Source organism: Variovorax sp. 54 (assembly GCF_002754375.1).
In the GTDB taxonomy this organism is placed as follows: domain Bacteria; phylum Pseudomonadota; class Gammaproteobacteria; order Burkholderiales; family Burkholderiaceae_C; genus Variovorax.
In genome coordinates this window covers 5,022,617-5,035,803 of the sequence record NZ_PEFF01000001.1, presented here as the reverse complement: position 1 = coordinate 5,035,803, position 13,187 = coordinate 5,022,617, and the positions used below count along the sequence as shown (strand labels likewise).

12 protein-coding genes are annotated in these 13,187 nt (G+C 69.4%); 2 read left to right on the top strand and 10 right to left on the bottom strand.

The features are described 5' to 3' along the window. Window positions 1-15: 15 nt before the first annotated feature. On the bottom strand, window positions 16-1,524 hold the full coding sequence (locus CLU95_RS23105) for a M20/M25/M40 family metallo-hydrolase (protein WP_257214703.1): 1,509 nt from the start codon (window positions 1,522-1,524) through the stop codon (window positions 16-18). A gap of 183 nt (window positions 1,525-1,707) precedes the next feature. On the opposite strand from CLU95_RS23105, the gene CLU95_RS23100 reads away from it, so the two are divergent. Continuing rightward, window positions 1,708-2,694: a LysR family transcriptional regulator gene (locus tag CLU95_RS23100; RefSeq protein WP_099795751.1), complete on the top strand. Its 987-nt coding sequence runs from the start codon at window positions 1,708-1,710 to the stop codon at window positions 2,692-2,694. Here the strand turns inward: CLU95_RS23100 and CLU95_RS23095 are convergent. Together CLU95_RS23095 and CLU95_RS23090 are read right to left on the bottom strand one after the other, a co-directional pair. Further along, window positions 2,669-4,096, bottom strand: a complete 1,428-nt coding sequence (locus CLU95_RS23095) for an alkaline phosphatase PhoX (protein WP_099795750.1) — start codon at window positions 4,094-4,096, stop codon at window positions 2,669-2,671. The two genes, CLU95_RS23100 and CLU95_RS23095, sit on opposite strands and share 26 nt — an antisense overlap. A gap of 167 nt (window positions 4,097-4,263) precedes the next feature. Next, window positions 4,264-4,779 (bottom strand): response regulator transcription factor, encoded by a 516-nt coding sequence (locus tag CLU95_RS23090; RefSeq protein ID WP_257214702.1) that lies wholly within the window; start codon window positions 4,777-4,779, stop codon window positions 4,264-4,266. Window positions 4,780-5,012: 233 nt separating this feature from the next. Here CLU95_RS23090 and CLU95_RS23085 point away from each other — a divergent pair, with 233 nt between their 5' ends. Next, the gene (locus CLU95_RS23085) at window positions 5,013-6,050 is read left to right on the top strand and encodes an AraC family transcriptional regulator (RefSeq protein WP_099795748.1); all 1,038 of its coding nucleotides are present in this window, start codon (window positions 5,013-5,015) and stop codon (window positions 6,048-6,050) included. Here the strand turns inward: CLU95_RS23085 and CLU95_RS23080 are convergent. The 7 genes from CLU95_RS23080 to CLU95_RS23045 form a co-directional block, all read right to left on the bottom strand. Further along, entirely contained in the window at window positions 6,047-7,009 is a 963-nt protein-coding gene (locus CLU95_RS23080; protein WP_099795747.1) for an ABC transporter substrate-binding protein, read from the bottom strand. The genes CLU95_RS23085 and CLU95_RS23080 overlap by 4 nt on opposite strands. 34 nt (window positions 7,010-7,043) lie before the next feature. Further along, window positions 7,044-8,186, bottom strand: a complete 1,143-nt coding sequence (locus CLU95_RS23075) for a c-type cytochrome (RefSeq protein ID WP_099795746.1) — start codon at window positions 8,184-8,186, stop codon at window positions 7,044-7,046. Window position 8,187: 1 nt separating this feature from the next. Continuing rightward, on the bottom strand, window positions 8,188-8,982 hold the full coding sequence (locus tag CLU95_RS23070) for an ABC transporter ATP-binding protein (RefSeq protein ID WP_099795745.1): 795 nt from the start codon (window positions 8,980-8,982) through the stop codon (window positions 8,188-8,190). Then, window positions 8,976-10,043: an ABC transporter permease gene (locus CLU95_RS23065; protein WP_099795744.1), complete on the bottom strand. Its 1,068-nt coding sequence runs from the start codon at window positions 10,041-10,043 to the stop codon at window positions 8,976-8,978. Before CLU95_RS23065 ends, CLU95_RS23070 begins: the two co-directional genes overlap by 7 nt. After that, window positions 10,040-11,044 carry an ABC transporter substrate-binding protein gene (locus CLU95_RS23060; RefSeq protein ID WP_099795743.1) on the bottom strand — a complete coding sequence of 335 codons (1,005 nt, stop codon included), beginning with the start codon at window positions 11,042-11,044 and terminating at the stop codon, window positions 10,040-10,042. Before CLU95_RS23060 ends, CLU95_RS23065 begins: the two co-directional genes overlap by 4 nt. 29 nt (window positions 11,045-11,073) lie before the next feature. After that, the gene (locus CLU95_RS23055; RefSeq protein ID WP_099795742.1) at window positions 11,074-11,898 is read right to left on the bottom strand and encodes a class II aldolase/adducin family protein; all 825 of its coding nucleotides are present in this window, start codon (window positions 11,896-11,898) and stop codon (window positions 11,074-11,076) included. Window positions 11,899-12,045: 147 nt separating this feature from the next. Beyond that, window positions 12,046-13,155, bottom strand: coding sequence for an LLM class flavin-dependent oxidoreductase (locus tag CLU95_RS23045; protein ID WP_099795740.1), 1,110 nt, complete (start codon window positions 13,153-13,155; stop codon window positions 12,046-12,048). Window positions 13,156-13,187 lie beyond the last annotated feature (32 nt).

The window sequence follows — 13,187 nt, the reverse complement described above, 5'->3', positions numbered from 1 at the left end:
CGCGTTCCTTTCGGCTCAGAACCCGTGGGTCATCAGCGCGTAGACCGTCTGCACGCCGGTCACGTAGTTGCCCATGCGCAGGTTCTCGTTCGCCGCGTGCTGGTTGTTGTCGGCGTTCACCAGCGGAATGATCGCGAACGGCACCTGCAGCACGCGCACGATTTCCGCCGTCGGCACGGTGCCGCCCATCATGCGGATGCGCACCGGCTCGGGCGAAGTGCCGAAGGTGTCGGTCAGCGCCTTGTAGGCCCACTGGCCGATCGGTGAATTGATCGGCGAGCCCGCCGCGTCGGCGCCTTCGCTGCGGTAGCTGAAGCTCGCGATCTTGTCGTAGCGGGCGCGCTCCTCGTCGGTCGGCGCGGCCTTCACGAGGTGGTAGCCCTGCTTCACGATGTGCGCCTCGATGAGCTTGCCGAGGTACGGCGCGTCGGAGTCGGGCGTGGTGCGCAGGTCCATCTCGGCCTCGGCCCTGTCGGGGACGATGTTCGCCACCTTGTCGCCCACGGCCGCCGAGGCCATGCCGCGCACGTTCAGCGAGGGGTACTGCATCGCCTCCTGGTAGTTGGCGCCGACCTTGTCGGTGCGCGCGATGCCCAGCCGGCGCTTGAGCGCGGCCTCGTCGTCGGGCACGGCGGCCATGATCTTGCGGTCGGCCTCGCCGATTTTCACGCGGTCGTAGTAGCCCGGCACAGTGACCCGCCCCGTGTCGTCCTTCATCGTGGCCAGCAGGCTGGCCAGCCGCTGGGCGGGGTTGGGGGCGTAGTTGCCGTAGTGCCCGCTGTGCAGCGGCACCTTGGCGCCGTACACCGTGAGCCGCGCATCGGCCGCGCCGCGGTTGCCGAACACCAGCGTGGGCCGGTTGGTCGCGTGCATGGGGCCGTCGTGGATCACGATGGCGTCGGTGCGCAAGAGTTCGCGGTGCGCCTGCATGACCTGGCTGATCGACGGCGAGCCCTTTTCTTCCTCGCTGTCGAGGATCACCTTCACGTTGACCGCCGGCTGGCCGCCACCGGCCTTCAGCGCATCGATGGCCGCCAGCAGCATCATGATCGGGCCCTTGTCGTCGGCCGAGGCCCGGCCGAACACACGCCACTCGGGGTCGAGCGGGCCACTGAAGAGTGGGGCCGAATCGATCTCTTCCCATTCGCCCTTGTCCGTCTTGCGCTTGAGCACGGGCGTCCACGGGCTCTTTTGCGCCCACTGCGCGGGAATCACCGGCTGGCCGTCGAGGTGCATGTAGAACAGCACCGTCTTGCGCGCGGGGTCGCTCCCCGGGAACTCGGCGTAGAGCATCGGCTTGCCGCTGTTGGGCAGCTGCTTCGTCGTGAAGCCGCGCTTGCGGAAGGCCTGCTCGAGCCAGTCGACGTTCTTGCGGATGTCTTCCGGCACGGTGGCGTCGTTAGGCAGGGCCAGCAGCTCGAAGTACTCGCGGTAGGTGCCCTGCGCATGGCGCTCGGCCAGGGCCGGCGAGAGTTCGGCCGACTGCGCGAGGCCGTGGCCCAGCAGCAGAAAGACTGCGGGCATGAACGCGATCAGGCGGCGGGGAAAGCGGGGGGAGCGAGTGGGCATGGATGGCGGCGCAGAAAGGAGCAGAACGAGGAACGGGGTGTCTGCCCAGCATAAAAAGCGGGCAGCTTTTCAACAATTGCTATTTTCTTGAGCTACCTTTGCGTTTGGCTCAAACCTCTTGCATCGCAATCCACCCTCATGCCCAGCCGCCGCCTGCAGGAAACCTCGCTGCGCTACTTCCTCGAAGTGGCCCGCACCGGCTCGCTCACCGAGGCCGCCGCGCGGCTGAACGTCAGCATCTCGGCCGTCAGCCGCCAGGTGGCCGCGCTCGAAACCTTGATGGGCGTGCCGCTGTTCGAGCGCCGCCCGCGCGGCATGGTGCCCAGCGCCGCGGGCGAATTGCTGGCGGCGCACGCCCTGCGCGGCGCGCTGGAGGCCGAGCGCGTGCTGTCGGACATCCAGGCGCTGCAGGGGCCGCTGAGCGGTCGGGTGCGCATCGCGTGCTCCTCGGGCTTTGCCAACGAGTTCCTGCCTCGCACCATCGCGGCGTTTCGCGAACAATACCCGGGCGTGCGCTTCCGGCTCGATGCCACCGGCCCGACGCAGGTGAGCGACGCCGTGCTGCTCGGCGAAGCGGACATCGGCCTCACCTACAGCCGCGCGGCGGTGCGCGGCATCCGGGTCGAGCATCGCCAGCCGGCGTCGGTGTTCGTGGTCATGCGGCCCGACCATGTGCTGGCCGCCTCGCGCAGCGTGACGCTGGCGCAGATGCAGCCCTTTCCCGTCGCACTCAGCAGCCCCGAGAACACGGTGCGCCAGCTGTTCGACGTGGCCTGCAGCAACCGCGGCCTCGTGTTCGAGCCCGTGCTGGTGAGCAACCGCTTCGAGGCGATCGCCCATTTCGTGCTGCAGGGCGGCGGCCTGGGCATCACGGGCGAGATCACGGTGCGCGACCGCGTGCAGCGCGGCGAGCTGGTGGCGGCCGAGATCCGCGAGCCCGGCATGCGCGGGCGCTCGGTCGAGCTGCAGACGCTGGCCGACCGCACGCTGCCGGAGGTGGTGCGCACGTTTCTGGACTACCTGCGGGAGCAGTTGCCGGCGCCGGGTGCGCCATCGAAGAGGACGCGAGGCACGTCCGACGTACGGGCCTCGCGCCCCCTCACTTCGCCGCGAACGGCAGCGTGATCTCGAAGGTGATCCCGAGGCCGGTCTTGCCGACGCCGCGCTGCGAGCTGAAGTACAGGCGCGTGCCGTCGGGCGAAAGCGCCGGTCCGGTGACCTCGCTGTCGTCGTGGCCCTCCAGGCGCATGAGCGGCTGCGAGGTGCCGGCCTCGATGCGCAGCACGCCGATCTCGAGGTTGCCCGCGTCCTCTGCCACCAGGATGTCGCCAAGCGCGGAGATCGTCAGGTTGTCGGGCTCGTCGATCGAATGCGTGGCGGGGTCCTTGCCCTTGCCGTCGTAGATCACCTCGAGCGTCTCGTTCTTCGTGTCGTAGGCCCAGATGCGCGCATTGAACGAGGTCACGAAATACACGATGCCGGCAAAGAACCAGATGCCCTCGGCCTTGGTGAAGATGGCGCCCGGCGGCGTGAGGCCCGCGGTGCGCATGCCGCTGCGCACCGTCGACTGCGCCTTGTCGGCGTTGATCACGTCCAGCCACTCCACGGGCTGCGGCTTGCTGAAGTCCTTGAGCGCCGCCTGGGCCGGCGCGGCCAGGTCGAGGTCGTTCGCGATGTCCTTGACCTTCAGCACCTGCAGACGGCCGGTCTTCATGGCGGCGCGGTCGGCGCCCTCGGGCCAGTCGACGGCGTCGCAGACAAAGCGGTAGACGCGGCCGCCCGAGGCGTCTTCGGTGAGGTAGAGCGTCTTGTGGACCGGATCGACGCACACGGCCTCGTGCGCAAAGAGCCCCAGCGCGGGCAGGCTCGGCGCGCTGCTGGCGTCCACCCAGGGCTTGGCGGGGTTGCATTCCCAGACCATGCCGCCGGAATATTCCTCGCATGACAGCCAGGTGTTCCAAGGCGTGGGGCCGCCGGCGCAGTTCGTCGTCGTGCCTTTCAGGATCGGGTACGCATCGACCAACGTGCCGTTGGCGTCGAAACGCAATGCGCCGACACCGCCGCCGTTCGCCTTGATTTCCGAGTTGCTGACGTAGATCCAGCCGCCGTCGGCGCCCGGGTACACGGCGCCGCCATCCGGCGCGCCGTGCCACGTGTAGCTGCCCGCGGCCACGCTGCCCGACCGGGCGACGATGCGCGAGCTGAAGCCCTTGGGCAGCATGACGCCGTTGGCATCGGCGGGCTGCAGCTCGGAGAACTCGGCGAACGGACTCTTCTTGACGGGCGGCTCGACCGGTGCGGGCGCCGGAGCCGGTGCGTCCGGCGCAGGCGGCGGACTCGGCGGCAGGCCCGCCAGGGGCGGGAAGCCGACCGCACCGCCACCACCGCCGCCGCCGCAGGCCGCCAGAAAGGCCGGCAGCGTCACGGCGCCTGCGGTCGCAAAGGAGCGTTGCAGGAAGGCGCGGCGCTGGGGAAGGTCGAGGGGAATGGTGGGGAATGGCGAGCGGGGCTGCGTGCTGTCGGTCATGTTCTTTTCATCGGTGAAGTCAGTCGGTGGTCAGCTTGTGTGACGCAGCGATTCTTCTCAGGCCCGGTGGCAGAACGGTGACAGTGGACAGGCGTGATGGCGATCACGCGGTGATCGCGCCGATACGAGCCGCGCGCCCTCTGGACGCGTGCCGCGAGCGGACCCGCTCAGTTGCGGGCAGGCGTGGAAACCGGAAAACGGATCACCCGCCGCTGCGTCGCGCCCGACGGCTGCAGCAGCCCGCGCCGCATGGCCTCGTGCACGGCCTGCGTGCGCGAATGGACCGACAGCTTGCGGTAGATGCTCTTGATCTGGCTGGCGACCGTGCTGTCGGAGCGGTGCAGCGCCTCGGCCACGCGCCGGTTGCTCCAGCCCTGGGCCACGAGTTCGAGCACCTTGAGTTCGCGCGGCGAGAGCAGGCCCTCGTCGCTGGCCTCTTCGCGTGTCCTGTCGAGCCCGTGGGTTTCCAGCGCGGCTTCCTCGATGTCGCAAAGAATCTGCCGCGCCGTGCGCGCAGCGGCCCACACGTCGCCGCGCTCGACCGCCGCCATCAGGTTGGCCAGCTCCAGCTGGTTGGCCTGGGCAAAGAGCCGCGCGGCGGCGTTGGCGGCCACAGCGGGGCTCAGGGGCGGCCTGTCGTCCAGTTCCGAAATGGCACGCAGCTCGGCGCTTCCTTTGGACATGTCAATGCTCGCTCGGTCAATCAACGCGGGGGAAAAAAGTAAACCGGGGGTCCTTCGGCCATGAAATGCCAAGCAGGACGCCTGCTGCGAGCGTGAGGGCGCTTTGTAAACAGCCTTGACCATCCGTCTCAGTTCTTGGGAGAATTCCGCGAAATCTGTGATTTTTTAACGCTTAGTTAGTACTATTTGGCAGAAACGCCCGCTGCCCCTTGGCGCCGCACCGACCTCGCCTCATGACGCACAGCGCCGCCACAGCTCCTGAACGCCCCCTTGCTCCCCCGGGCGTGGCGCACAGCCACTTCGATCTGCGCGCGGAACCGCCCGACCGGCAGTTCCTGGCCTGGCGCGCGCGTGTCGGCCATGTGATGGACGCGCTGCCCACGCGCGACGCGCTCGAGCGCCCCTTCAACGCCGCGATCGACCGCTACGACATGGGCGGCCTGGTCTTCACCGAGTGCCGCTCCGACACGCTGGTGCTGGAGCGCTCGCTGGCCCGCGTGTCGACCGACAGCGTGCGCGACTTCGTCTTCCATGTGTTCGAGGAAGGCGGCGTGGACGACCTGCGGGTGCGCGCCACACCGGGCGCGCGCCGCAAGGGAGAACCGCCGCCCGCCCCCGCCGGCACGCCCACGATCCTCGCGCTGGACATGAACCAGCCGGTGCGCATGCGGCGCCACGACTGCCGGGTCCACACCTTCTTCGTGCCCGGCGCGCTGGTGCAGGAAACCTTCCCCGACCCCGAGGCCCTGCACGGTCGCACGCTCGCCTGCACCACGCCGCTGGCGCGGCTGGCGGCGGGGCATGCGATCTCGCTGGCGCGCGACATCGGCGGCATGACGCCGGCAGCGGCCCAGAGCGCGGTGCGCACGGGTGCGCAGCTGGTGGTGTCGGCCTTCGGCAAGCAGGCCGGCTTTGACGGCAACGCGCGCGCGGCGGCACGCGCCGCCATGTTCGACCAGGTGCGCCGCCACGTGCAGACCCACCTGCACCGCGCCGACCTCACGCCCGAGAGCGTTCTGGCCGCGCTGCAGCTGTCGCGCCCCACGCTGTACCGCATGTTCCAGCACGAGGGCGGACTGGGCAGCTACATCCGCAGCCTGCGGTTGCGCCAGGCGGCGAACGACCTCGCGCGCTATCCGCATGTGATGGTGACCGACATCGCCTACGGCGCGGGCTTTGGCAGCGCCTCGGACTTCAGCCGCGCCTTTCGCCGTACCTATGGCATCGCGCCGCAGGACTTCCGCGTGCAGGCGCTTGAACGGCGGCCCTAAGCCGTTGCGCCGAAGCCGGTGTCGAACGTGCCCTTCACATCGAGCGGCTGCTTGATGAGCCCCACCTGCCGGTAAAAATCGGCCGTGCCCTGCTGGTCGGCGATGACCTGCGCGTCGATGGCCACCCACTGCTGCTGGCGGCGCTCGAACTGCAGCTTCGCCGCCTCGGGCGGAATGCCGATGATGCGTGCGAGCGTGGCTGAAAACGCATCGACGTTGCGGTACGACCAGCGCTGCGCCTTCACCACGCGCTGCAGAAAGTCCTGCAGCACCGGCCGCTTGGCGGCAATGGCGGCATCGGTCGCGGCGAGGTAGCTCAGCCCCGGCAGCAGGCCGCGTCCGCTGACCAGCACGCGCGCGTGACGGCTGATTTCGGCCAGCGCGGTGTAGGGCTCCCACGTGGCCCAGGCATCGACCGAGCCCTGCGTGAGCGCGAGCTTGGCGTCGGCCGGCGCGAGGAAGCGGATGTTCACGTCCTCGGGCTTCAGGCCCGCCGCGGTGATCGCCTTGAGCGTGACGTAGTGGCCGATGGAGCCGCGGTTGGTGGCGATGCTCTTGCCCTTGAGTTCGGCAGCCGTCTTCAGCGGTGAATCGGGCCTCACCAGCACCGCCGTGCCGTAGGCGTCGGAGCGGTTTGCGCCGATGGCCTTCACGCGCGTGCCGGCGGCGAGCGCGAAGATCAGCGGCGCATCGCCGATCGGGCCCGAATCGACCGCGCCCGCGTTGAGCGCTTCGGCCAGCGGCGCGGCGGCCGGGAACTCCGACCACTGGATGTCGTAGCCAAGCCCTTCGAGCCCGCCCGCCGCTTCGAGCAGCGCGCGCAGCCCGCCCTTCTGGTCACCGGCCTTGAGCACCGGGCGGCCTTGTGCACGCACGAAGGCAGGCAAGGTGGCGGTCGTGGCGGCAGCAAGGCCGCCGGCAAGCAGCTGGCGGCGCGATCGGTCGAGGTGCGAGGTCATGGGTTGTTCTCCGAGTGAAGCGATGAAAAAGAAATCAGTGGATGAAGCCGCCCTTGACGAAGCGCACCGGCTCGGCGTCCATGCGGGCGATGAGCGCGCCCAGGCCATCGAGCGGCAGCACTGCCCCCTTCGCCGTGGCAGCCGGTGGGCTGTCGCTGCGGCACAGCAGGTCGTCGTCGGACCAGCCGGCCTGCCCCGGCAGGCCGCGCACGCGCAGCCAGCCGTCGCGGTCGGCGATGAGCTGCATGCCCGCGAGCTGGTCGGTGCCTGCGATGAGCGCCAGCGCCTCCCACGCGGCCGGTGAATCGGCGACGCAATCGGCGGTGGCGTTCGTTGCCTCCGACGCAGGCGGCAGCAGTTGCACCGTCACCAGCCGCGGGTCTTCGCTTGGCGCGACGGCGCCCGCCACGACGCGCACACGCTGCCCGCGCCAATGCGCGAGCGACCGGGGCGCCTGTGCGCCGCAACGCACCGCCATGTCGGGCAGGCCGACGGGCTGCGGCCAGTGGCCCAACGCACGCAGGCTCTGGCCCGCGCCTTGCGCCTTCATGTAATCGATGAGCGCCCACGCATCGGCCGCGTCGAGCGCGCCGCCGAAGCCGGGCATGGTGGCCGTGCCGTGCAGCACGCGCCAGAGCAGATCGCCATCGGCGCGACGCCACAGCAGCGGGCCCGTGAGGTTCGGCGGCCACACGGCGAGCGAAGCCGCGAGCGGCCCTTCGCCCTTGCCGTCGGTGCCGTGGCAGCTCACGCAGTGCTGCGCGTAGAGCACGCGGCCCTGCGCGATGGATGCGGCCGTGAAGCCGGTCGGCGACGTTTGGAAGCTTGTCGGCGTCGCAGGCACCAGCACGACGTTCGCATGGGGCCACGGCGCGACGATCAGCAGCATCGGCACCAGCGCGAGCAGGTACCAGCGCGGGCGCCGCCAGACCAGCGCGACCAACAGCAGCAGCACAGCCACGCCGACGCACACCAGCGTCCACGCGAGGCTGCGCGCCTGTCCCAGGTCGATCAGCAGGTTCTCACCCGACAGCCGGTGCGTCCACGGCCACGCCGGCTGGCCGTGAACCTTTTGCACGAGGCCGAGCGCATCGAGCACGCGCAACAGCTGCAGTTGGGCGCCCTGAAGCAGGCCGATCAGCAGGTTGAGCCAATCGGCCTCGGGCTTGCTGTTCATGTCACCAGGTGGCGTCGAGCCCCAAGTGGCGCAGCGCTTCGTGACGCAGCTCGGCAAGACGCGCATGGCCACGATGCCGCGGGTACGGCAGGTCGACCACGAGCTCCGCCGCGATGCGCGCTGGCCGGTCGCTCAGCACGATCACGCGGTTGGCGAGGAACAGCGCTTCTTCCACGTCATGCGTCACCAGCAGCGCCGAGAAGCCCGCGCGCTGCCACAAGTTGACCAGCTCGCTCTGCATCGCGATGCGCGTCAGCGAGTCGAGCTTGCCCAGCGGCTCGTCGAGCACCAGCAGCTGCGGGTCGTTAACCAGCGCACGCGCCAGCGCAACGCGCTGCGCCATGCCGCCCGAGAGCTGGTGCGGAAAGGCTTTGGCAAAGTCGGTGAGGCCGACGAGCTTCAGCGCCTCGTCGACGCGCCCGCGCTGCGTCTTGAGCACGCCACGCGCCTGCAGGCCGAGCGCCACGTTGTCCCACACGCTGCGCCAGGGGTAAAGCGTCGGGTCCTGGAAGACGACGATGCGCGACGGGTCGGGCCGCGTGATGGGTGCGCCGTCCTGTGTGATGCGTCCGGCCGTGGCGGGCTCCAGTCCGGCCACGAGGCGCAGCAGCGTCGACTTGCCGCAACCGCTGGGCCCGAGCAGCGCGACGAACTCGCCGGGCTTCACGTTGAGGTCGATGTCGTCGAGCACCTGCAGCGGACCCGCCGGCACATCGAACCAGTGGCTCACGCCGTGGATGTCGATCTGCGCGCCGGCCTGGCGCACACCCGCTTCAGCTTCAACGGTCGCTACCATTTCACAGTCCCCTTCTGCCACGACAGCACGCGGTCGCGCACCTTGAACAGCAGCGTGATCAGGCCCGAGCACAGCAGCGCCATCACGATCAGCGCGGCGTACATGTTCGAGTACGAGGCCCAGCCCTGCGCCCACGAAAGATAGAAACCCAGCCCGGCCTTCACGCCCATCATCTCGGCCGTCACCAGCACCGAGAACGCGGCGCCGAGCCCCATGAACAGGCCCACGAACACCTGCGGCAGCGCGGCGGGAATCGCCACGCGCAGCACCAGGAAGCGCTCGCTCGCGCCCATGGTGCGCGCCACGTCGTAGTAGTTGCGGTTGACGCCCGCCACGCCCGACCAGGTCAGCACCGCCACCGGAAAGCCCGTGGCCAGCGCGATGAGGAACACGGCCGCCGCATAGCTCGATGGAAAGAAGAAGAACGCCAGCGGCAGCAGCGCCGAGGCCGGCACCGGCCCCACGAAGCGCAGCACCGGATGCACCCAGTAACCCGCGATGCGCGACCAGCCGATGGTCACGCCCGTGAGAAAGCCCGCGAGCGCGCCCAGCACGAAGCCATGGGCGAGCAACCGCGCCGAATGCGCCAGGCTTTCGCCGAGGCGGCGCCAGTCGTCGATGTAGGTTTCGATGAGGCTCTGCGGCGGCGCGAAGAACGGCGTGGGCAGCAGCGCGAGCTTGGCGGTCGCGATCTCCCAGAGGGCGAACAACACCGGCAGCGCGACCAGCCACGGTCCGGCCGGCCGCAGCGTGCGCGCGACGCGGCCCGCACGCGTGCCGAGCAGCGCCACGAGCAGCAGCGCCGCGCCGATGGCGATGGCCGCAATGCCGAACTCGTCGGTGTAGGCCCAGTCGCTGAAGCCCACCGCCTTGTTGGGCCAGTAGACAGTGAGCAGGCCCAGGGCGACCCAGCCCGCGCTCGCGAGCGCGCCGGTTCGCCAGAAGCCTTCGGCGGGGCGCGCGAACACAGAGGCTGGCGCGGCCTTTTCGATGCCAGGGCGGCGCCAGTTCCCTGGCGCTTGCGGCGGTGCTTCCAGCACCCGATCAATGACGGCGCTCATGCCAGCGGATCGAAGGACACGTGCTCGGCGAAGCGCGCCGGGTCGGTGGTCTTCTTGAGCACGCCGACGCTGCGGAAGTCGCGCGCATAGAACTCCACCTCGTCGCGCAGGTTCTTGCCCAGCGGGTGGTGGTTGTGCGTGAGCGTGCCCAGCAGCGCGCGCAGGTCTTCGACCGGCACCTTGGGCGAATACTTGGCGAAGAGCTTGGCCGACTCGTTCGGGTTCTCGGCCACGAAATCGGAAGCCTGTGCGATGGCGCGCACCAGCGAGGCGACGGTCGCCTTGTCCTTGCGCACCAGTTCGCCGCGCGCGCCGACGATGCAGCAGACCTTGTCCTTGTACTCGCCCGAGAGGTTGCTCGCGAGCTCGACGAAGGTGCCCTGGTTGCGCTTCTCGATGAGGTACACGTTCGGGTCGCCGTCGGCAATGGCGTGGATCTCGCCTTTCTTCACGGCGATGTCGAGCAGGTCGGCCGGGTACTGGCGCCAGGTGACGTCGCGGTCGGCGTCGATGCCGTTCTTGGCCAGCAGGATCGAGAAGAAATTCTTGCCCGGGCTCGCGATGTCCGACACGCCGATGATCTTGCCCTTGAGGCTCGCCAGGCTGGTGGCGCCCGCGGCCTTGGCGCCCACGAGGCGCACGCAGCCGCCGTGCGAGCTGCCGACGATCTTCACGTCGAAGCCCGATTCGAGCGGCTTGAGCCAGCGGTGGATCATGCCCACGGCCGCATCGGCCTTGGCGGTGGCCAGCGACTCCAGCAACTGGTCGGTCGAGCCCGTGTAGTTGACGAGGTCCACCTGCAGGCCGTTGCGCTCGAAGTAGCCGCGCTCCTGCGCCACCACCACGGGCGAGAGGCAGAACGCGGCGGCGTTCCAGGCAAAGGTGAGCTTGCGCGTCTGCTGCGAGAAGGCCTGCGAGGCAATGAAGCCGCCCGAGGCGACCACGGCGGCGGCAGCGCCGGTGCGCAGCACGCTGCGGCGGGAAAGAAGGGATGCGTTCATCGGGGAAAGGCTCCGGGGGTTCATCGTCGTCAAAGCAGGAGTTCGGGTTCGGCCTCGACCAGGCCTTCGTACAGGCTGTCGAAGGAATGGATGGCGCCTTCGGGCCCGCCGATCTGGCCGTGCGTGTGGCGCGCGGTGGCCTCGTCGATCGGCTGCGGCGTGCCGGCGGCCTCGGCCAGCAATTGCGTGTGGCAGGCGTTGTCCAGCGCGATGTACCACCACGCGGCGGCTTCCACGGTGGGGCCCGCGGTCAGGATGCCGTGGTTCTTGAGGATCGCGCCCTTCTTGTCGCCCAGCGCGCGGGCGATGCGATCGCCCTCGCTGGTGTCGACCACCATGCCGGTGAAGTCGTCGAACAGCGCCACGTCGTCGTGGAACACGCAGGCGTCTTGTGTGAGCGTGTCGAGCTTGCGGCCCAGCGTGGACCAGGCCTTGCCGTAGGTCGAGTGCGTGTGGGCAGCGGCCACGATGCTCGGGTTGTGTTCGTGGATCGCGGCGTGAATGGCGAAGGCGGCCTTGTTGAGCGGCCGGTCGCCGACGACCGTCTCGCCCTTCGCATTGACGAGCAGCAGGTCGGACACCTTGATGCGCGAGAAGTGAATGCCCAGCGGGTTGACCCAGAAATGGTCCGTCAGCTCGGGGTCGCGCGCCGTGATGTGGCCGGCCAGGCCCTGCGCGAAGCCGAAGCGCGCGAACAGGCGGAAGGCGCCTGCGAGGCGCTCTTGCCGGTGGCGGCGCTCGGCCTGCACGGTGGGGCGCGGCGGGATGGGGTCGAACCAGTGCTTCTGCTGCGGGTTCGCGTGGAGCTTCAGCGGCTGGGTTGCGTGGCGGTCGATGGAGAGAACGGCGCTCATGGAAGATTCCTCGTATTCGGTTTTGCTCCTTCCCCCTCTGGGGGAAGGTTGGGATGGGGGCACGACGGCGTCAAAGCCATGACGGTGTTCGAGGCCGCTTGCCCCCACCCCCGCCCTCCCCCGGAAGGGGAGGGAGAAAGGCAGAGGTCAGGCCGCCTTGCGAATGGAGGCGGCGCGCTGCGCAACCAGTTCACGCGTGCGCGGAATCAACTCGCGCCCATAGTCCGCCGCGTCTTCCAGCGGATCGAAGCCGCGGATCAGGAAGGTCGTCACGCCGAGGTCGTAGTAGTCGAGCAGCGCATCGGCGACCTGCTCCGGCGTGCCGACCAACGCGGTGCTGTTCGAGCGCCCGCCGATCTCTTGCGCGACCGCCGTCCACAGCCGTTTGTCGAGCCGCGAGCCCTTCTCGGCCGCGGCCAGCAGGCGCTTGGCGCCCTCGCTTTGCTGCGGCCCGCCGCGGTTGTAGCCCTGCACCACGCGCAGGCGCTTCGTCTCCGCCAGGATGTTCTCGGCACGCGCCCATGCGGCGTCTTCGGTCGCCGCGAGGATCGGGCGGAACGACACCGAGAAGCGCACGCTGCGCCCATGCCTGGCCGCCTCGGCGCGCACGCGCGTCGTGAGTTCGCGCGCCTGGTCGAGCGACTCGCCCCACAGCGCGTACACGTCGGCGTACTTGCCCGCGACCGGAATCGCGGCCTCCGACGCACCGCCGAAGTACACGGGCACGTGCGGCTTGCCGTGGCGCGTCTGCAGCGGTTTCACTTCAGAGAACGCGTTCTGGAAACGGTAGTGCGCGCCTTCATGGTCGAAGGGCTTCTCGGCCGTCCACACCTTGTGCAGCACCTCGAGGTATTCGTCGGTGCGGGCGTAGCGCTGGTCGTGGTCGAGCCAGTCGCCGTCGCGCTGCTGCTCTTCGTCGGAGCCGCCCGAGATGTAGTGCACGCCGAGCCGGCCGCCGCTGAACTGGTCGAGCGAGGCGAACTGCCGCGCCGCGAGCGTCGGCGCCACGAAGCCGGGGCGGTGCGCGAGCATGAAGTGGATGCGCTCGGTCACCGAGGCCGCGTAGGCCACGGTGAGCGTGGCGTCGGGGCTGGTGGAATGGTGCGGCACCAGCACGCGGTTGAAGCCGGCGTTTTCGTGCGCCTGCGCGAAGGCGCGCACGTAGTCGCGGTCGAGGGCCGGGCCCTTGGCGGCGTGGATCTCCGAGACCTTCTGGCCCTGGATCATGCCGATGAATTCAACGTCGTTCTGGCTCATGGTGTCCTCGTGGATGCGGATGGAATGAAGGG